Below are 20,102 nucleotides of genomic sequence, written 5' to 3'. Positions count from 1 at the left end.
CCTAAATAATCATTGTCGAAAGAATAAAAAGCCGCCTACGCGTACCAATATCTTCTCCACATTCACTCCCAGAATAACTTGTACCCGCGCCCTCTCGGATCCCTCTCCACGCAATTGCGACCGTTACAGTTGAACCATCTACATTAATGCAAGCTGTTGGAGAGTCTAACCCACCAACATTCTGGCTATCCATAACTTCGGCAGCCCCCATAAAACTCTGTTCCCACTGGTAAAGATCCCAAGCTTCAGTCTCTTCAGGAGTACATATACTCACTGCGCCAACAGCAACGTCACAAACATTGCCTGGTTTATTAAGAGAGCCAGTATACTCACCAGCGTAATTACCCAGCTGCGCTCTATTCAGCTTCATTCGATTAATTATATCGTTTGCATAATAGGAGGCTTGAGTTTGCTGAAAGGATTCAAAGCTGCCACGCTTTGCAACAATATGCAGATTAAAAATACCAATTAAGCCAATGACTAAGATCACTAACGCAACAAGCACTTCAATTAATGAGAAGCCCCGTTGAAATTCCCTTTGTGTCAACCTTTCGATTTTAGTCATATTTTTGACAAGCTTTTCAGCTATTTACCTTTAAAAATCTTAGTATTACGATAAAAACTACCAACAGTTAATAATAGATGAGTAAAATGTAAGTAGCCAGTAACATTAGCACATAAGCATTGACATAATTATGCTTTGAATGAATTTGAGACAATAAAAAAGAGGCTTATAGCCTCTTTTTTATTGACGATTAAACAGTACACAGATTTAACGTAATTCGGCTGGCACAGCAAAAACAGTGTCTTCTTTACGCCCTTCAACTTCAGTCACAACACTAGGAGCAAGTTTAGCGATTGCTTGAACCACTTGTTGGACTAAAACCTCGGGGGCTGAAGCTCCAGCGGTGACGGCTACACGTGTAACATTATCAAACCAACTAGACTCAACATCATCTGCAGTATCCACTAGATAAGACTGGGTTCCTGTTTTCAATGCTAGCTCGCGTAAACGATTAGAGTTAGAGCTGTTCTTTGAGCCAACAACAATCAACAAATCAACGTCTGCAGATAAATTGCGTACCGCATCTTGACGATTCTGCGTTGCATAACAAATATCGTCTTTTCGCGGACCTTCAATAGAGGGAAACCTTTTTTGTAACGCAACAATAATGTCCAAAGTATCATCTACAGACAAAGTAGTTTGTGTCACGAAGCAAAGATTATTGGGATCGCGCACTTCCAAAGCTTCAACATCTGCAGGCGATTCAATCAGATAAACGCCACCATTAGGATTATCGTATTGACCCATAGTACCCTCGACTTCAGGGTGCCCTTCATGGCCAATCAGGATGCACTCAATACCTTTGCGGCTGGCACGCGTCACCTGAAGATGTACTTTAGTCACTAAAGGACACGTCGCATCAAAGACTCTCAGCCCTCGCGCCTTAGCCTCTTGTCTCACCGCTTGAGATACACCATGGGCACTGAAGATAACAATGTTGTTATCCGGCACTTGATCTAACTCTTCGACAAAAACCGCACCGCGATCCTTCAGATTCTGCACGACATAGCGGTTATGCACGACTTCATGGCGAACATAGATAGGCGGCGAAAATAATTCCAACGCCCGTTCAACAATACTGATAGCACGATCAACACCCGCACAAAAACCGCGCGGGTTAGCGAGCATAATATTTAAACTTGGGCTAGTAGGATCGAGTTTCATCTTAAAATACCTTTACTACGTCCAGTTCAAAAGTGATCTTGTGTCCTGCCAGAGGATGATTAAGATCGACTGTGATGGAATCACCCGCAACATCACGGACAATACCTGGGATCTCACTACCACCAGGGCCAGCAAAACTCACAATCACGCCAGCCTCTAAACTCATGTCAGCCGGAAAACGGCTTCGATCTAGATAATGGATAGCATCAGGATTGGATTCGCCAAAGGCATCAATCGCTTCAAGCGTGAAACTGTGCTTATCACCTTCAGCAAGCGTCACCAGCTGCGCCTCAAATGCAGGACTTAAAGTACCATCACCCACATTTAATCGAGCCGGTTTACCCGAAGCTTTAGTGCTATCGGCAGTTGAGCCATCAGCAAGCACAATGTTCATGTGGCATAATAATGAACGTGTCACAGTCACTTTTTAACCCCTTCAGCGCTATCAGCTTCAGACTTATCGCTTACAAATGCATCCCAAATAATCAGCACTGCACCGATACAAATAGCAGCGTCGGCAATATTGAATGCTGGATAATGGCTCTTATTCCAGAAAAAATCGATAAAATCAACCACGAAACCATGCATCAATCGATCGACTAAATTACCTAAAGCACCACCAATCACTAAGGTGTAAGCTAGATTCAGTTTCCACAAAGAAGACGATTGCTTACGCAACCACACAGTCAATAACGTACTGAATCCAATCGCAACAATCGTAAACAGCCAGCGCTGCCAACCTCCAGCTTCACTTAAAAAACTAAAAGCTGCACCATAGTTACGTACATAAGTGAAATTAAAGAAAGGCAATAATTTCACTGATTCATACAAATCAAAATTGGCTAAGACCCATTGCTTAGATAGCTGATCGGCTAAAAACACCAATACAGCTACCCAATACCAACGTAAGCCACTGTCTTTCCAAGTTAATGGCATACAGATCCTTTACGCAAACTGACGAACTTCGCCGTCACCTTCAATATTGGTTACGCAGCGAGTACAAAGTGTTGGGTGAGCCTCAATAGTGCCAACCTCTTCTCTGTGGTGCCAACAACGCTCACACTTCTCGGCAGTGCTTGAAGCAACCACTAATTTCAGTGATGCCAACTCAGTCTCAACCGCTTCCAATGTCGCATCGGCTAAAGGCAATACTTTGGCTTCAGAGGTCAATAACACAAATCTAAGCTCATCGCCGATATGGGTTAATTGCTCAGTCAAGGTAGCATCCGCAAACAAGGTCACTTCAGCTTCTAATGAGCCACCGATACGTTTGTCGCGGCGAGCTTGTTCAATCACTTTGTTGACTTCATTACGCACGGTTAGCAACTGCTGCCAATAGTCATCGCTCAAATCAGTCGCTAAGGTGACTGATTTCAAGCCTTGATACCATTCTTGGGTAAAGACATAAGCATCACGCTCGCCAGGCAGTAATTGCCATACTTCGTCAGCAGTGAAGCTTAGAATTGGCGCAATCCAACGCACCATGGCCTCAGAGATCAGATACAGCGCCGATTGACAACTACGGCGTGCATGGCCTTCTTGCTTAGCCGTATATTGGCGATCTTTAATGATGTCCAGATAGAAACTGCCTAACTCAACCGAGCAGAACTGCATCAGTTTTTGAGTCACTATATGGAAGTTATATTGATCATAGGCTTCGATGATTTCCTGTTGTAGCGCAGCGGCACGGCGAACAACCCAACGATCTAACGCCACCATATCTTCAACGGCCACTAAATCCTTAGCGGGCTCGAAACCGTTTAAGTTGGCTAATAAGAAACGCGCAGTGTTACGAATACGACGATAGGCATCGGCGCTGCGATTTAAGATTTCGTCAGAAACCGTCATCTCACCGCTGTAATCGGTTGCCGCAACCCATAAACGCAGAATGTCGGCGCCTAATTTGTTGGTTACCGTTTGTGGTGCAATCACGTTACCAATAGATTTTGACATCTTACGGCCTTTACCATCGACGGTAAAACCGTGGGTAAGCACTTGCTTATACGGTGCTTTGCCATTCATTGCGGTTGAAATCATCAAAGATGACATAAACCAACCGCGATGTTGATCGCTACCTTCAAGATACAAGTCAACACCGTGTCCGTGGAATTCAGGACGTGCGGCTACCACTGATGAGAAGGTTGAGCCAGAGTCATACCAAACGTCCAAAGTATCAGTGACTTTACGGTATTGTTCCGCTTCATCACCCAGCAATTCTGCGGCATCAAGGTCCCACCAAGCTTGAATACCCTGCTGTTCGATACGATTCGCCACGCGTTCCATTAACGACACGCTATCAGGGTGTAACTCTTCGGTTTCTCGGTTCACAAACAGCGTGATAGGCACACCCCAAGTACGTTGGCGTGAGATACACCAGTCAGGGCGGTTTTCAACCATTTTTTCGATACGACTTTGGCCCCAATCAGGGATCCATTGAGTCTGCTCGATTTCTTTCAATGCTTGCGTACGTAGACCGTGGTTATCCATAGAGATGAACCACTGCGGTGTCGCGCGGAATATAATTGGTGTTTTGTGGCGCCAGCAATGTGGGTAGCTGTGACGGTAAGCCACGTGATTCAGCAAGGCACCTTTTTCTCTCAGCAAAGCTACGACGTTATCGTTAGCTTTAAAAACATGTTGCCCAGCAAAATACTCAGTATCAGGCTTGTATACACCGTTGTCGCCAACAGGGTTTGCGACTTCTAAGCCGTACTTTTGACCAACAACAAAGTCGTCTTGACCGTGACCAGGGGCAGTATGAACGATACCGGTACCCGCATCAGTAGTGACGTGATCACCTAAAATTGCAGGCACATCAAAATCCAAGAACGGGTGATTAAAGCGGACAAGCTCAAGCGCGGCGCCTTTGGTTGTACCAAGCACAGTATGGCTTTCGATGTTATAGCGAGTCAGGCAAGATTCAACCAAGACTTCAGCTAAAATAAGCGCTTGCGTCACACCGTCTTTTTCGAATTCGACTAAGCTGTAATCCAGCTCAGGACTCAAAGACAAGGCGCGGTTCGCTGGTAGCGTCCATGGCGTGGTCGTCCAAATTACCATAGAGACAGGATGTGAGTAATCGCTTACCCCAAACTTAGCCGCAACGGCTTTACTGTCAGCGGCGACAAACACCACATCGATTGCGGGTGATGTCTTATCTTCATATTCGACTTCGGCTTCGGCTAACGCTGAACCACAGTCGGTACACCAATGCACAGGTTTGACGCCTTTATGCAAGTGACCACTCTCAATCACTTTCGATAAAGAACGAACGATATTAGCTTCCGTCGAAAAATCCATTGTTAAGTACGGATTTTGCCAATCACCCAACACACCTAAACGGATAAAGTCTTCACGTTGGCCGTTAACTTGCTCTGCAGCGTATTTACGGCATTCTTCACGGAATTCTGCTGCAGTGATTTTTTGACCTGGTTTACCCACTTTTTGCTCAACTTTCAGCTCAATAGGCAAACCATGGCAATCCCAACCTGGTACATAAGGTGCGTCAAAACCAGACATAGTTTTTGACTTAACAATAATGTCCTTGAGGATTTTATTAACTGAGTGACCAATATGAATACTGCCATTCGCATACGGTGGGCCGTCATGCAAAATGAAGGGAGTACGGCCAATTCGGCTATCACGGATCTGTTGATACAAACCGTCTTTTGTCCAGCGCTCTAACATCTCTGGCTCGCGATTTGCCAAATTACCACGCATCGGAAACTCTGTTTCCGGCAAATTCAAAGTAAATTTATAGTCGCTCATTGATCCTATACCGTTAATTAAACTGATAAATTTCAGCCTGCATCATTACCAAATAAAGCTCTGGCTTCATTTGCATCATTTAAAATCTGTTTTTTTAGCGCATCCAATGAGTCAAAAGGTTGCTCATCTCGGAGTTTAGCTACCAACTCGACTTCAACATGTTTGCCGTAAATGTCACCTTCAAAATCAAAAAGATGCACCTCAAGCTGACACACTTGACCGTTCACTGTCGGGCGAAACCCAATATTGGCGACGCCCTCATAAATATCGCTGTTATCCCAATAACATTTAACCGCAAACACACCGCGTACCGGCACAACATTGCGCTTTAAGGCGATATTCGCGGTGGGAAAACCAATTGTGCGGCCAATTTTTTGCCCATGCGCTACACGACCACTCAAGGTAAAAGGGTGTCCTAATAGGCGTCTAGCCTGTTCAAGATTGCCCTTCGCCAATTGTTCACGCACAGCAGTCGAGCTCACTCTTTGCGAGCCCAGCATAAAACTTTGAGTGCTGACCACAGTAAATCCATATTGGATACCCGCCTGCACTAGCATTTCAAAATTGCCTTTACGGCCTTGACCAAAACAAAAATCATCACCGACGACGAGGTATTTGACACCCAGTTTGCGGACCAACAATTCTTCAATAAAATGCTCTGCAGGTTGATTAGCAAAAGTGCGATTAAAGTTAACACACACTAACCGCTCAACCCCGAGTTCATCGAGTAAAATGACTTTATCACGTAATAAACTTAAACGAGCCGGCGCGTTGTCGCCGCTAAACAATTCTTGCGGCTGAGGCTCAAACGTCATTAATGTCGATGGCAGCGATAACTGCTTCGCCTTCTGCACTAAATTCGCAATCACTTGTGCATGACCACGATGGACGCCGTCAAAATTACCTATAGTCAATACACACCCGTGGTGGGATGACAAAATGTTATGTATACCGCGGATTAATTCCATAACGTTAGACAACTGCCAAGCGCAAATCGGCTGATTATATAACAGCTAGCGATGAGAATCAGCAATCAAGCTCCCCGTTTAATTGACCAAGGACGAATTCCGAGCAAAAGCAGACACAATAAATAACTGACTGCCCCAACTAAAATTAAGCCTATCAAGGCTTTCGCACGATCGAACAAATGCCAATCTAACCAAATTTGTTGTGAAGGCAAAAAGTAATACAAGACTACCACCATCAAGGCTGTAGAGACCACGGCTTTAGCAAAAAACACCATAGTCGGCCTAGAAACACGATAAACGCCAGCTAAATGCAAGCCTCTGTATAGTAATGTGGCGTTAAGCAAAGCTGACATCGAAGTCGCAATCGCCAGTCCAACATACCCAAAAGGAATAGCAAACAGTAAGTTAAAGCCCATGTTTGTGATCATGGCAATAATGCCATAACGCACAGGTGTTTTGGTATCTTGACGAGAGTAATAGCCAGGAGCAAGCACCTTAATCAGCATAAAGCTAAGCAAACCACTGCCATAAGCCATCAAACTATAGGAAGCCATTTCAACATCATGCAATGAAAAAGCACCGCGCATAAATAATACCATCAACATAGGCTTTGCGAGCACGATCAATCCCATCATAGCCGGTAGACCTAGCAGTAGAATCGCTTTAATCCCCCAATCCATCGTCTTGCCAAAGCCCGCACCTTCGTCATTCACATGGTTTCGTGACAGCGCAGGTAAAATCACAGTAGCAATCGCGATCCCAAACAATCCTAAGGGAAATTCGAGTAAACGGTCGGCATAATAGAGCCAACTTATTGAACCCGTCATCAAAAAACTGGCGATAAATGTATCAAATAGCAGGTTAATCTGTGAGACAGACACGCCAAACAATGCTGGGATCATCAAAGTTCTGATTTTCACCACGCCCGGGTGATGCCATCCCCAAGAAGGCTTGACGAGCGCATTTTCACGCAATAAAAAGGGAATTTGAAATAGGAACTGAATCAAACCACCACAAAAAACGCCCCAAGCCAAGGTAATCTCAGGCTGGGTCGATGTAGGCGCATAGAAAATAGCCGCCGCAATAATTGCCACATTGAGAAAAACGGGTGTAAAAGCCGATACCGCAAAACGGCCTCGGGTATTTAAAATTGAGCCCGCTAATGCCGTAAATGTGATAAACCACAGATAAGGAAAAGTAATTTTAAGCACAACGGTAGCGAGTTCAAATTTAGCACCATCTGGCTCGTTGTTAAGCCAAGCGATGAACCAACCACCACCGAATAAAGCTGACAACACAGGTGATGCAACCACCCCCAAAAGGGTCACTATTGTCACTAGTAAACCTAATGTGCCCGCAACTTTACTCAATAAATCACGAGTCTCTTCTGCGGTATGTTTCTCTTGGTACTCAGTTAAAACAGGTACAAACGCCTGTGCAAAAGCCCCTTCAGCAAACAAACGGCGTAAAAAATTAGGAATTTTATTTGCAAAGAAAAACACATCAGCACTTGTCCCTGCGCCCATCAAATTAGCAACAACCACATCCCTAACTAGACCTAAAACTCGGGATATCAATGTCATAGCACTAACAATCAGGCCAGATTTTAATAATTTTCTACTCAAACGTCCCCCAGACCCATATCGAATTGATTAGGTGATACATCTCAAAAAATCGATTCAGGCTCTGTCACACTGCGGTAATAGCTGCTAGAATTGCGCCACATATTACACGAGTTGGGTCGAAGATAGCCAAGGCAGGTTGGATTAATTTATCTTTATGATGAATATTCAATCATAGTCATTGACAAAGTGACTAAATGCAGGCATATTCCTCGGCCTTTAAAAGTATCAAATCCAGTTTTTAGGAGTTGCACCTTGGCTAATAGCAAGTCTGCAAAGAAGCGCGCGCTTCAATCTGAAAAGCGTCGTCAGCATAACGCCAGCCGTCGCTCAATGTTACGTACATACGTTAAAAAAGTAATCGCTGCAATTAAAGCAGGCGATCACAAAACAGCAACAGAAGCTTTTGCTGTTGCACAACCAATCGTTGACCGTATGGCGACTAAAGGTCTTATTCACAAGAATAAAGCCGCTCGTCAAAAGGCACGTTTGAACGCTAAGATCAAAGCAATCGCTGCTTAATCTATAACATAGCAAATGAAAAAAACCGGCAATTGCCGGTTTTTTTATATCTGAAAAACACTATTAATGACAATAAATGTTGTTCAATAAGTGAATCATCTCCCGTACTTCATCACTCTTGAGTGAATAAAATACCGTTTGCGCTTCTTTGCGTGTGGTTACTAAATTATCTTTGCGTAACCAAGCAAGATGTTGTGATAGTGCCGATTGACTTAAGCCTAATTTTTTATTCATTTCGCCAACGCACATTTCTCCTTCATTCAATAAATAACAAAGAATAAATAAACGGCGTTCGTTCGCGAGTGCCTTTAATAGCACTACGGCATGATCGGCTCGCTCCTGCATTAATTCAATATTCATTACGCACTTTCTCTCCTAAAACTAACCCCTGCGCTAATATAGCGTCGCCTTACGGATATAGTCGGGACATAAAGCACACTTTTTGCTAGATTGTTTTTAAAAATGGGACATGCTTAATAAAAATAAAGGAAATCTAATGAAGCCCTATCAAACTACACTTCTCTCGAGTCTTTTAATCGGGAGTTTAAGTGCGTGCCAAACTCAAGTAGAAACTGCCCCTAGTGAAGTCATTCAATTACAACAGGCAGCATTATCTTCGCAATTAAGCTATGACTTAGTCGAGTCACTCACGGTTGAAGTGGGTCCAAGACTTGCTGGAAGCCCAAAAGATATCCTCGCCGTTAACTGGGCGATAAATAAACTGACCAGCCTTGGTTTTGACCGTGTTTATAAAGAAGCCGTACAAGTGCCAATTTGGGAGCGCGGTGAAGCCAAAGCCAAAATCACCGTCCCTGTAGAACAGCCGTTGGTCATTACTGCGCTTGGTGGCAGTATTGCGACTCCTGCTGGAGGTATACAAGCTAAAATCGCGCGCTTTGATAGCCTAGAGGCATTACAACAAGCCAAGCCTGAAGAGGTGCAAGGTAAGATTGTTTTTATTGACCAAAAAACAGAGCGCCATATCACTGGTGAAGGTTATGGTAAAAGCGTTGGTGGCCGCTCGAAAGGGGCAGTCGCTGCAGCACAAAAAGGCGCAGTTGCTATCGTGATCCGCTCTATTGGCACAGATCATGACCGCATGGCCCATACTGGCATCATGCGCTACCAAGATGGCGTGCCTAAGATCCCCGCGGCTGCCATGTCAAATCCCGATGCAGATTTGGTTGGTGCATTGCTAAAACGCGATCCTAATGCCCTGCTCGAATTGCATATGTCGCCAAAAAACTTAGGTTTTAATACTTCCTACAATGTCATTGCCGAAGTAACGGGCAGTAGTAAGCCCAATGAAATAGTGCTCATTGGTGCTCATTTAGATTCCTGGGATGAGGGTACTGGCGCGATTGATGATGGCGCTGGTGTCGCCATTGTGACGGCTGCAGCCAAGCATATTCAAGATCTCCCCATAAAACCCGCTCGCACTGTTAGAGTCGTGCTATATGCCGCTGAAGAAGTTGGGCTCGTTGGTGGTAAAGCGTATGCAGAGGCTCATAAAGCTGAATTACCGCTGCACTACATAGCTGCAGAGTCTGATTTTGGGGCCGGTAGAATTTATCAAATCGATACTAAAGTGAATGAGAACATATTCACCGAAGTACAGCAGGCGCTCAGCCCTATGTCATTCAATGGCGTTGCACTGGGCAATAACCAAGCTTCTGGTGGGCCAGACGTATCTATGCTCCCCGCATTAGGTGTTCCAGTTGCATCTCTGAGGCAAGATGGCCACGATTATTTCGATTACCATCACACACCGAATGATACTTTAGATAAAATCGACCCTGCCGCATTGGCTCAAAACGTCGCCGCCTACGCACAATTTGCTTATATCATGGCAAATTCAACGGTGACATTAACGCCTTTAGTCACCCAATCTGAAAAATAGGCCATCAATGATATAGAGAACAGCATTAGCTGTTCTCTATCAATTAACATCTTATCGATATTTCGCTATTGCTCTTCACGTAAAAACGTTGGATTTGTTAGGGAACTCTGCTCTTCACTATAATAATAACCAGCAACATTAAATGCTTTTAATTCATCTAAAGTGTTAATTTGATGCGTAATGAGATATCTCGCCATCATGCCTCTAGCACGCTTAGCAAAAAAACTGATCACTTTATATTGGCCATTTTTACAATCTTTAAATATGGGTGAAATTAATTGCCCTTGAAGTTTTTTAGGCTTTATTGCTTTAAAATATTCATTAGATGCAAGATTGACAATAATATCACTACTCGTTTCAGCAAGCGTTTCATTTACCGCTTGAGTTAACGTCTCTCCCCAAAACTCATATAGGTTTTTACCTTTAGGATTAGAAAGTGCCGTGCCCATTTCTAAACGATAAGGCATAATTAAATCCAGCGGTCTGAGCAAACCGTAAAGTCCAGATAAAATACGTAGTTGTGACTGAGTTCGAGCAATTTCATCTTCAGACAATGTATCAGCATCAAAGCCAGTATACACATCGCCTCTAAAAGCAAAAATGGCCTGTTTTGCATTATCTAAACTAAAATCTGGCCGCCACTCCCCAAAACGTGCCGCATTTAAACCCGCAATTTTATCACTCACTTTCATTAAAGTGGCGATGTCTGTAGGGGGCAATTGCCGACACACTTGGATCAACTCCTGACTATAAGTTAAAAAATCAGGTTGTGAATACACCTGCGTCAGTGGCGGCTGTTCAAAATCTAAGGTCTTCGCCGGCGAAACCAATATCAACATCAAAAACTCCCAACAGAAACAAAAATATATGCCTATGATACTGAACGAGCATAAAAAAACCACGCTTTAACAGCGTGGTCTTTTCGATTACAACAATCAGTAATGCCTATTGTCGATGCGCTAGGCTAATTAAAGCTTTTTAGCCGGCACAAGACTGGTATCTTGCCAAATATCATCATCAAGCTGATCCATCAACTCAGGAAATTTACTACGATCGAATTCTGGAGTCTTACCCGCGTTGATCTGTTCGCGATAATCATTAATAACGCGAATTGCCAGACCCGATAATAGTAATAGAGCAACAATGTTTACCGTCGCCATCAACCCCATCGAAACGTCAGCCAAGTTCCACACTAAACTTATCTTAGCGACGGCACCAAACATGACCATGCCAAGCACACACAAACGGAATAAGGGCAGTGCTTTGGTACTATTTCCCATTAAATACATCACATTTGTTTCAGCGTATGAGTAATTGGCTATGATGGATGTAAAGCAGAATAAGAAAATAGCCACCGCAATAAATGCGCCACCCCAGTCGCCAACATGTGCAGACATGGCATTAATGGTTAATCGAATCCCATCATCACTCGAGCCAATATCCCCTGATAGCAGGATTATCGCAGCCGTTGCAGTACAGATAACGATAGTATCCGCAAACACGCCCATCATCTGCACAAAACCTTGGGATGCTGGATGATTAGGGTTAGGCGATGCACTTGCCGCGACATTCGCCGCACTGCCCATACCCGCTTCATTCGAGAAAAGTCCACGAGCAATACCCGCTTGCATTGCCTGCGCGACAGTATAAGCCACGCCGCCAGCGGCAGCCTCTTGCCAACCAAAAGCACTTTTCACAATTAAGCTAATAATCGCAGGTAATTGTTCTAGGTTGAAAATAACGATAATGAAGGCTACAAGAATGTAGGCTAAGGCCATAATGGGGACAAGAAATTCAGATACTCGCGCGACTTTACGTAGACCACCGACAATCACAAATCCACTGGCAATAACTAGCCCAATCCCTACATAGGTTGGATTAAAACCAAATACTCGCTCCATGGCACCGGTAATAGTGTTAGCTTGTACTGCATTGAATACTAAACCAAAAGCAATGATCAAAAAGACAGCAAATAAAATGCCCATCCATTTCTGACCCAATCCTTTTTCCATGTAGTAGGAAGGACCACCGCGGAACTGGCCATTATGATCTCGGACTTTATAAACCTGCGCTAAGGTTGATTCAACCATAGCAGTCGCCATACCTAAAATAGCGATAAGCCACATCCAAAATACTGCACCTGGACCCGCAGCACCAATAGCAACAGCGACACCGGCCATATTACCAGCACCGACACGGGCTGCCATACTCGTACAAAAGACTTGAAATGAAGAAAGACCGCTATCGCAACCTTGCCGACTCATGGTCATAACTTTGATGGAATGTTTAAAGTGGGTTAACTGAATAAAGGCAAGTCTAATGGTGAAATAGAGACCAGCTCCTACTAGTCCATATACTAACAACTTACCCCAAAGTAGCGCATTCAAAAAATTAACTATGGTTTCTAACATATTATTTTACTTCTTCCCGTAGCAAATGCTCCTCTAATTGTAATTAAAGGTACAACATCTGTGGTGAATGAATCCTTCCAAGTTAAAGGTAAGAATTTCGGTAGATTTATTTTTTCAAATTATCCTTCCGTGAATTTACAACATCACGGCTACCGAATTCAACGCAGCAAAATAGCACAGTATTCGAAATTGCTCATGTGATCAAGCTCGCGTTTGCACAGTTAAACGTCATTGACATCACGTCTTACAACACTAGCTAAGCTACTGTTAAAGCTAGATTAACAAAAGGCCTAAGTTGCGCTATTATTTTTAACAGCAAAAACAACTTTTAAAATTTGGATGTAGGGCACATTTTTGTAATAAAACTACAAATATAGTAACCCCATAGAAACTTCAATCATCTCTTGTTTGTTTTAGTGAGGCTTAACATGACACAAATACATGAAATCAATGCTCTGAAAAAGTATGTCAGAGCGACAAACTTTCTTGCGACCTCGCAAATTTACCTCAAACAAAACGTCTTACATAAACGTCCACTTGCCCATACTGATATCAAGCCACGTTTACTTGGCCATTGGGGTACCTGCCCAGGTATTAACTTTGTCTATGCCAACATTAACCGCTTGATAGTGAAGCATAACCGCTCTTTTATCTATTTAGTCGGTCCAGGCCATGGTTTTCCCGCTGTACAAGCAAACTTATTCATTGAAGGCTCTTTAAGTCATTTCTATCCAGAAACTATTCCCTACAATGAAACTGGCATCGAAGATATTTGTAAGAAGTTTTCTGCCGCTTATGGTTATCCTTCACATGCAAACCCTGAAGCACCAGGACAAATTCTTGAAGGTGGCGAATTAGGCTACTCACTCTCAGTAGGCTGGGGGGCAGTATTAGATAATCCAGATCTGATCGCAACCGTCTTAATTGGTGACGGCGAAGCAGAAACGGGACCATTAGCCGCATCTTGGTATGCAAACCGCTTAGTTTCACCAGCGACCAGCGGTGCAGTATTGCCAATTGTGCATATTAACGGCTATAAGATTTCCGGTCCTACCCGCATGGGACGTATGAGCCATGAAGAACTGGATCTTGAATTCCGTGGTCTTGGCTATTTCCCCATCATAGTTGATAACGAATTAGAAGAAGATATCTATGTGCAGATGACAAATGCCATGGATACCGCTTATACCATGATCAATGACATTCAACGTCGAGCACGCAGTGGCGAAGATGTAGTTAAACCAAAATGGCCAGTCATTTTAATGCGTACAGCCAAAGGTTGGACTGGTGTCAGTGAATATAAAGGTAAGAAATTAGAAGGTAACTGCGAATCGCATCAAGTAATCGTCAATAAATGTGCCACTGATAAGGGTCATTTAGATGCGCTGGATAATTGGCTTGCCAGTTACGACTTCCAAGAACTCTACCAAATGAATGAAAAAGGCGAACTGATTTTTGATGCCGACATTTGTTCATTAATCCCACCTAAACAACTTGCCTGTGGCCGTCAACATTTAACCTATGGCGGAGAAGTTGTTAGAGCATTAACCAATCCAGATCTTGAAAAACTCAGCTATGGCCCAGAAGTACCACGTGGTCAACGTGGCTATTCAATGTTAAAAATGGGCGAATGGATGCGCGATGCATTCAAGTTAAACCGCGACCAACGTAATCTACGTATTTTTAGTCCTGACGAAACCTATTCAAATCAATTACAAGCAGTATTTGAAGAAACCGATCGTGCATGGCAGTGGCCAATTGAGAGTTGGGATGAAGATATGTCCCGTGAAGGTCGAGTCATTGAACTGCTTTCTGAAAACTTACTTTTTGGCATGCTACATGGTTACACAGTAACAGGCCGCCACGGCATGCTACCCACCTACGAAGCATTCTCACAAGTTATCTCATCGATGGCCGATCAGTACTGTAAATATGTCTACGCCAGCCAAGGTGTACATTTCCGTAAGCCACTGCCAGCCTGTAATGTCGTATTATCTTCATTACTTGAGCGCCAAGATCATAATGGCTATTCACATCAAAACCCATCTTTCCTTGGGGCTATGCTGGAGAAACATCCAAAAATAATCTCGGCTTACTTACCCGCAGATGCCAACAGCACATTAGTTTATACAGAGCGAGCCTTCGCAGACCGTGACAAACTCAATATTCTGGTTGCAGGTAAAAAAGAGTTACCACAATGGCTAAGCTTGGAAGAAGCGCGTAAACAAACAAAAGACGGCGTAATGGTGTGGGATTTTGCCTCAGATGAGAATCCCGATATTGTGCTGGCAGGTTGTGGTGATTATGTCACTCAAGAATGTATGGCTTCTCTAGTATTAATCAGAGAACTCCTTCCAAGAGTGAAAATCCGCTTCGTTAGTGTCACTGAATTAAGCAGTGATGGCTTAGGTAGCCGTAAATTTAAAGAAAAACCTTGGTTAATGGACGAAATATTTACTCAAGATAAAGGCGTGGTATTCAACTACCATGGTTACCCAAATACAATCAAAAAGTTAATTTTTGATTACAAAGGCAGCCGTCGCTTCAGAATTAAAGGCTACGAAGAAGAAGGTTCAACAACAACGCCATTTGATATGGGTGTTCGTAACGGTACATCACGCTATCACCTTGTAATTGATATGGCTTACAAGCTGTTCCAACAGGGTGTTATTGATGAAACTATGCACGTCTCTATTACCACTGATATGCTGCAAAGATTAGTTGACCACCGCAACTATATTAAAGCGAATGGTGTAGACCCAGTGGAAATCGAAAATTGGGTATGGACACGCTAATAGAAACATCTAATTAACATTAGATTGTAATTTAAAGGCATTCTTCGGAGTGCCTTTTTTGCATTAAAAATACCAGTTACAGAATGACAACCTTTAAAAGGTTGATCTTAATACTGGAAAAAGTTAACAAACCAAGTGATAATTAACCGCTGGCTAAAATATCAAAGGATCCCCACACTAAGTGCTAGCAATGTTTTGCACAAAACCAGCAAAGCATATTGGTGGAGAATCATAATCAATGGACGTAAATAAAATGATGAAGAACACATTAAAAGTAGTATTACTGACATCTCTGCTTCCACTCGCAGCCAGCGCATCTCAGGAACTTACACCTTGGTATGTTGGTGCCGGTTTAGGCGTTAATAACTATGAGCACGTTGCCACTCAGAACGGTGAAGACAGTCCATACGCTTGGGATGTTTTCGCAGGCTACATGTTCAACGATTACTTCGGTGCTGAAATCGGCTTCCGTGATTTAGGTAATGCAGATTGGAACGCAGCGGGTATCAGCAATGATGCAAGCGTAAAAGGTTCTACACTTGGTCTAGTTGGTATTTGGCCACTAGCTAACCGCTGGAGCCTATCAGCTGAAGCTGGTGCAATGTACTATTCACTCGAAAACAGCCAAAACAATGGTGTAACGTCGAGCAAATACAGTACAAATGATTTTGCTCCATATTTAGGTGCTGGTGTTGGTTATAACTTCACTGACAACTTAAAATTACAAGCTAAATATCGTCGTTATGAAAACTTAAATGATGATTACAATATTGTTGAAGCTGATAGCAACTACTGGGGTCTAGAACTGAGCTACCGTTTCGGAACTCCAGTTGCAGCAGCTCCAGTTGCCGCAGCAGTCGTTGCAGCAGCACCGGTTGATTCTGACAACGATGGCGTTTACGACGACAAAGATCAATGTCCAGCAACACCAGCAACTCACAAAGTTGACTCTGTTGGCTGTACTATCTATGAAAACGTGAAGAACAAAGAAGACGTAGGTTCAATCCAGTTTGCTAACGATTCTGCTGTAGTTAAAAATGTTTACTACAAAGACATCGAAAGATTAGCTAACTATTTGAACAAAAACCCAGCTTTCACTGTTGAAATCGCAGGTCACGCCTCAAATGTAGGTAAACCAGAATACAACATGGAATTGTCTGACAAACGTGCTGACGCCGTTGCCAAGATTCTTGTAGAGAAATATGGTATCAGCGGAAGCCGCGTAACTTCTAACGGTTACGGTGTTACTCAGCCATTGGTTGCTGGTGATTCAAAAGAAGCTCACGCTGCGAACCGTCGCATCGAAGCTATCGTGACTACCACAACAAAACAACCTGTTCTGAAGTAATAGTACTTACTGAAGTAAAAAAGTCGCTGCTTGCAGCGACTTTTTGTTTTTGTGGGGTATACACTAGGACAAGCGACGCCCTCTACTGCAGCCAAGATGATAGCCCGTAGCTCGAGCCATACCTTAATAGACATAAAATTGTCATTTTTGTAATTTTTTTACATTCAAGGTTGGAAAAGTTGGCAAAATCGCTTCTAATAGTCATCAGTGAATTCCGAGTTAAAACTGCTACCTGAGAAGGATGTTTTTCATGGCCAATACATTAGAGCAACTCAAGTTATATACCACTATCGTCGCTGACACAGGCGACATCGAAGCGATTAAACGCTACCAACCTGAAGATGCGACCACTAATCCATCACTCATCTTGAAAGCGGCTCAAATTCCTGAATATGAATCCCTTATAGATAACGCTATCGACTGGGCAAAATCACAAAGTACCGATCTCGTGCAGCAACTTGATGATGCCAGCGACAAACTCGCGGTCAATATCGGCGTAGAAATACTGAAACTCGTTCCTGGCCGTATTTCAACTGAAGTTGATGCCCGTTTATCATTCGATAAAGAAAAATCAATCGCTAAAGCCCATAAATTGGTTCGCCTATATAAAGAAGCGGGTGTAGATAAATCACGCATTCTGATCAAACTCGCTTCAACTTGGGAAGGCATTTGTGCCGCTAAAGAACTAGAGCAAGAAGGCATCAACTGCAACTTAACCCTACTATTTAGCTTTGCTCAAGCGCGTGCGTGTGCCGAAGCGGGTGCTTATCTCATTTCTCCTTTTGTAGGCCGCATACTTGATTGGTACAAAAAAGATACGGGTAAAAATTACAATGCCGTAAATGACCCTGGTGTCATTTCAGTGACTGAAATTTATAATTACTACAAACAACACGGTTTTGGCACTGTTGTTATGGGTGCAAGTTTCCGTAATATCGGTGAAATTATTGAGCTAGCAGGTTGCGATCGTCTGACCATTGGCCCTTCTCTATTAGAAGAACTGGCTAATTCGCAAGTTGACATCACACCTAAACTGGTTGCAGCAACGACCACTGTCGCTGCAGAACCCCCATTGACTGAAGCACAATTCCGTTGGGACTTTAACCAAGATCCAATGGCGGTTGATAAGCTTGCCGAAGGCATTCGAAACTTTGCGATAGACCAAGGTAAGCTCGAAGTCATGCTCACGGCTAAGCTCGCGAACTAAGCACTCTGGAGACGGTGAAATGACACTCTTGACCCAAAGCTCAACATGGCAAGCTTTATCAGCACACAGTAAAAATGTTCCGCATATGCGGGAATTGTTTGCAACTGACGCGGCACGTTTCAATAAAATGTCGCTATCAGCCTGTGGTTTATTACTGGATTACTCTAAAAACAGAGCAACAGCGGAAACGCTGGATCTGTTATTTGCGTTGGCAAGCAATAGCCAACTTGAAGCAAAAATCAAAGCGATGTTTGCAGGTGAAATCATTAACACCACAGAGAAGCGCGCCGTACTGCACACAGCGCTTCGCAGTACTGCAGAACAATCGATTATTGCTGAGGGTCAAGACATAGTTCCTGAAGTTCAACAAACTCTAGATAAGATGCAAGGGTTTGTGAACTCAGTGACGTCAGGTCAATGGAAAGGTTACACAGGTAAAGCGATAACCGATATTGTAAGTATTGGTATTGGCGGCTCTTTCCTAGGCCCCAAAATCGTCTCTCAAGCGTTGCGCCCTTATTGGAACCCCGAATTAAATTGTCACTTTGTGGCAAACGTCGACGGGACTTCTATTAGTGAGAAGCTGAAGTTACTGGATCCTGAAACGACCTTGTTCATCATGTCATCCAAATCTTTCGGGACACAGGAAACCTTAACTAATACCCTCACCGCAAGAGACTGGTTCCTAGCGAAAGGCGGTTTGCAGTCTGATGTGGCAAAACACTTTGTCGCAGTCACTTCAAACGTGGCAAAAGCGACAGATTTTGGTATTGATGCAAACAATATTTTCCCTATGTGGGATTGGGTTGGTGGCCGTTACTCTCTCTGGTCAGCGATTGGCTTGCCGATTGCACTTTTGATCGGTATGGATAACTTCAGAGCTCTACTCACGGGTGCGCATCAAATGGATGAGCACTTTGCTACAGCGCCACTGACTGAGAATATGCCAGTTATCATGGGATTACTCTCTCTATGGTACGGAAACTTCTTTAATGCTCAGTCCCATGTAGTATTAACCTACGATCATTATCTGCGAGGCCTACCCGCTTACTTCCAGCAGCTCGACATGGAAAGTAACGGTAAGTCAGTCACCTTAAATGGTACTGATGTTGACTACAGCACAGGTCCCGTCATTTGGGGGGGCGAAGGCACTAATGGCCAACATGCCTACCACCAGCTATTACATCAAGGTACCGCACTGATCCCTGCCGATTTCATTATGCCGCTGCAAAGCCATAATCCTATCGGTGAGCACCATGACCAATTAGCGTCAAACTGCTTCGGTCAAACCCAGGCCTTAATGCAAGGTCGTACTTTTGATGAAGCTTTAGCCGAACTTGCTAATAGCGCATTATCCGCCACAGAGAAGCAGCTGATCGCTCAACATAAAGTCATGCCTGGTAACAAGCCGAGCAATACCTTACTTATGGATAAGCTCACACCAAGTACCCTAGGCGCTTTAATTGCCTTGTATGAACATAGAACATTCGTTCAAGGTGCTATTTGGGATATCAACTCCTTCGATCAATGGGGTGTAGAACTCGGTAAGAATCTCGGTAACGATGTGTTAGCACGCATTGGCGCAGAGCAAGATTCCGATGCTTTAGATGCCTCAAGCAACGCATTGATTAACCTTTATCGACAAGGCAAAATCTAATCGAACAAAAAGCCAGCAATTGCTGGCTTTTTAATTCTACCCCGTTCTTTTTATTAAATTTTCCTACTTAACTCCGCTCTACTTCTGCATATAACATCAATGACATGTCACTCAAAGTTCATTTCAACTTAACACAAATGAAACATAATTCTTGCACCCTGTTTTAAAAATATGT

16 protein-coding genes are annotated in these 20,102 nt (G+C 43.5%); 6 read left to right on the top strand and 10 right to left on the bottom strand.

The window, feature by feature from the left end:
• Position 1: 1 nt before the first annotated feature.
• The 7 genes from pilV to murJ all read right to left on the bottom strand — a co-directional run bounded on the left by pilV (position 2) and on the right by murJ (position 8,090).
• Complete coding sequence (gene pilV, locus L5M28_RS19605) at positions 2–589, bottom strand: type IV pilus modification protein PilV (RefSeq protein ID WP_049821749.1); 588 nt, start codon at positions 587–589, stop codon at positions 2–4.
• A 183-nt stretch (positions 590–772) separates the two neighbouring features.
• Complete coding sequence (gene ispH, locus L5M28_RS19600; protein WP_028760920.1) at positions 773–1,729, bottom strand: 4-hydroxy-3-methylbut-2-enyl diphosphate reductase; 957 nt, start codon at positions 1,727–1,729, stop codon at positions 773–775.
• Position 1,730: 1 nt separating this feature from the next.
• On the bottom strand, positions 1,731–2,153 hold the full coding sequence (fkpB, locus tag L5M28_RS19595) for an FKBP-type peptidyl-prolyl cis-trans isomerase (protein WP_028760921.1): 423 nt from the start codon (positions 2,151–2,153) through the stop codon (positions 1,731–1,733).
• Positions 2,150–2,665: a signal peptidase II gene (lspA, locus tag L5M28_RS19590; RefSeq protein WP_131525273.1), complete on the bottom strand. Its 516-nt coding sequence runs from the start codon at positions 2,663–2,665 to the stop codon at positions 2,150–2,152. Before lspA ends, fkpB begins: the two co-directional genes overlap by 4 nt.
• Positions 2,666–2,674: 9 nt before the next feature.
• Positions 2,675–5,497: an isoleucine--tRNA ligase gene (gene ileS / locus L5M28_RS19585; RefSeq protein ID WP_263196203.1), complete on the bottom strand. Its 2,823-nt coding sequence runs from the start codon at positions 5,495–5,497 to the stop codon at positions 2,675–2,677.
• Between the two features lie 32 nt (positions 5,498–5,529).
• Positions 5,530–6,465, bottom strand: a complete 936-nt coding sequence (gene ribF, locus L5M28_RS19580) for a bifunctional riboflavin kinase/FAD synthetase (RefSeq protein WP_105249940.1) — start codon at positions 6,463–6,465, stop codon at positions 5,530–5,532.
• A 65-nt stretch (positions 6,466–6,530) separates the two neighbouring features.
• Entirely contained in the window at positions 6,531–8,090 is a 1,560-nt protein-coding gene (murJ, locus tag L5M28_RS19575) for a murein biosynthesis integral membrane protein MurJ (RefSeq protein ID WP_105249941.1), read from the bottom strand.
• A 252-nt stretch (positions 8,091–8,342) separates the two neighbouring features.
• Here murJ and rpsT point away from each other — a divergent pair, with 252 nt between their 5' ends.
• The gene (gene rpsT / locus L5M28_RS19570) at positions 8,343–8,609 is read left to right on the top strand and encodes a 30S ribosomal protein S20 (RefSeq protein WP_011790375.1); all 267 of its coding nucleotides are present in this window, start codon (positions 8,343–8,345) and stop codon (positions 8,607–8,609) included.
• 63 nt (positions 8,610–8,672) lie between these two features.
• Here rpsT and L5M28_RS19565 read toward each other — a convergent pair whose 3' ends face one another.
• On the bottom strand, positions 8,673–8,969 hold the full coding sequence (locus L5M28_RS19565; RefSeq protein ID WP_006084975.1) for an ArsR/SmtB family transcription factor: 297 nt from the start codon (positions 8,967–8,969) through the stop codon (positions 8,673–8,675).
• Positions 8,970–9,105: 136 nt separating this feature from the next.
• On the opposite strand from L5M28_RS19565, the gene L5M28_RS19560 reads away from it, so the two are divergent.
• The gene (locus L5M28_RS19560; protein ID WP_131525271.1) at positions 9,106–10,509 is read left to right on the top strand and encodes a M28 family metallopeptidase; all 1,404 of its coding nucleotides are present in this window, start codon (positions 9,106–9,108) and stop codon (positions 10,507–10,509) included.
• Positions 10,510–10,574: 65 nt separating this feature from the next.
• On the opposite strand, the gene yaaA is transcribed toward L5M28_RS19560, so the two are convergent.
• On the bottom strand, positions 10,575–11,348 hold the full coding sequence (gene yaaA / locus L5M28_RS19555; protein ID WP_263204220.1) for a peroxide stress protein YaaA: 774 nt from the start codon (positions 11,346–11,348) through the stop codon (positions 10,575–10,577).
• Positions 11,349–11,477: 129 nt separating this feature from the next.
• The gene (locus L5M28_RS19550) at positions 11,478–12,920 is read right to left on the bottom strand and encodes an alanine/glycine:cation symporter family protein (protein ID WP_113941318.1); all 1,443 of its coding nucleotides are present in this window, start codon (positions 12,918–12,920) and stop codon (positions 11,478–11,480) included.
• A 428-nt stretch (positions 12,921–13,348) separates the two neighbouring features.
• Here L5M28_RS19550 and L5M28_RS19545 point away from each other — a divergent pair, with 428 nt between their 5' ends.
• The 4 genes from L5M28_RS19545 to pgi all read left to right on the top strand — a co-directional run bounded on the left by L5M28_RS19545 (position 13,349) and on the right by pgi (position 19,927).
• Positions 13,349–15,715 (top strand): phosphoketolase family protein, encoded by a 2,367-nt coding sequence (locus tag L5M28_RS19545; protein ID WP_105249944.1) that lies wholly within the window; start codon positions 13,349–13,351, stop codon positions 15,713–15,715.
• Between the two features lie 238 nt (positions 15,716–15,953).
• Positions 15,954–17,063, top strand: a complete 1,110-nt coding sequence (locus L5M28_RS19540; protein ID WP_028760930.1) for an OmpA family protein — start codon at positions 15,954–15,956, stop codon at positions 17,061–17,063.
• A gap of 250 nt (positions 17,064–17,313) precedes the next feature.
• The gene (gene tal, locus L5M28_RS19535; RefSeq protein WP_263204219.1) at positions 17,314–18,270 is read left to right on the top strand and encodes a transaldolase; all 957 of its coding nucleotides are present in this window, start codon (positions 17,314–17,316) and stop codon (positions 18,268–18,270) included.
• Between the two features lie 19 nt (positions 18,271–18,289).
• Positions 18,290–19,927 carry a glucose-6-phosphate isomerase gene (gene pgi, locus L5M28_RS19530; RefSeq protein WP_219252934.1) on the top strand — a complete coding sequence of 546 codons (1,638 nt, stop codon included), beginning with the start codon at positions 18,290–18,292 and terminating at the stop codon, positions 19,925–19,927.
• The last annotated feature ends 175 nt before the right edge of the window (positions 19,928–20,102 follow it).

The sequence above is a fragment of the Shewanella sp. SW32 genome (assembly GCF_025653365.1).
Taxonomy (GTDB): domain Bacteria; phylum Pseudomonadota; class Gammaproteobacteria; order Enterobacterales; family Shewanellaceae; genus Shewanella; species Shewanella oncorhynchi.
Note: the sequence above shows the minus strand (reverse complement) of the source record. Positions and strands in the feature narration are given on the sequence as shown.

Excerpts from the sequence above, each read along its gene's own strand:
- ispH (WP_028760920.1), bottom strand. The coding sequence starts at position 1,729 with ATGAAACTCGATCCTACTAGCCCAAGTTTAAATATTATGCTCGCTAAC.
- lspA (WP_131525273.1), bottom strand. The coding sequence starts at position 2,665 with ATGCCATTAACTTGGAAAGACAGTGGCTTACGTTGGTATTGGGTAGCT.
- ileS (WP_263196203.1), bottom strand. The coding sequence starts at position 5,497 with ATGAGCGACTATAAATTTACTTTGAATTTGCCGGAAACAGAGTTTCCG.
- ribF (WP_105249940.1), bottom strand. The coding sequence starts at position 6,465 with ATGGAATTAATCCGCGGTATACATAACATTTTGTCATCCCACCACGGG.
- L5M28_RS19565 (WP_006084975.1), bottom strand. The coding sequence starts at position 8,969 with ATGAATATTGAATTAATGCAGGAGCGAGCCGATCATGCCGTAGTGCTA.
- L5M28_RS19560 (WP_131525271.1), top strand. The coding sequence starts at position 9,106 with ATGAAGCCCTATCAAACTACACTTCTCTCGAGTCTTTTAATCGGGAGT.
- yaaA (WP_263204220.1), bottom strand. The coding sequence starts at position 11,348 with ATGTTGATATTGGTTTCGCCGGCGAAGACCTTAGATTTTGAACAGCCG.
- L5M28_RS19550 (WP_113941318.1), bottom strand. The coding sequence starts at position 12,920 with ATGTTAGAAACCATAGTTAATTTTTTGAATGCGCTACTTTGGGGTAAG.
- L5M28_RS19545 (WP_105249944.1), top strand. The coding sequence starts at position 13,349 with ATGACACAAATACATGAAATCAATGCTCTGAAAAAGTATGTCAGAGCG.
- L5M28_RS19540 (WP_028760930.1), top strand. The coding sequence starts at position 15,954 with ATGGACGTAAATAAAATGATGAAGAACACATTAAAAGTAGTATTACTG.
- tal (WP_263204219.1), top strand. The coding sequence starts at position 17,314 with ATGGCCAATACATTAGAGCAACTCAAGTTATATACCACTATCGTCGCT.
- pgi (WP_219252934.1), top strand. The coding sequence starts at position 18,290 with ATGACACTCTTGACCCAAAGCTCAACATGGCAAGCTTTATCAGCACAC.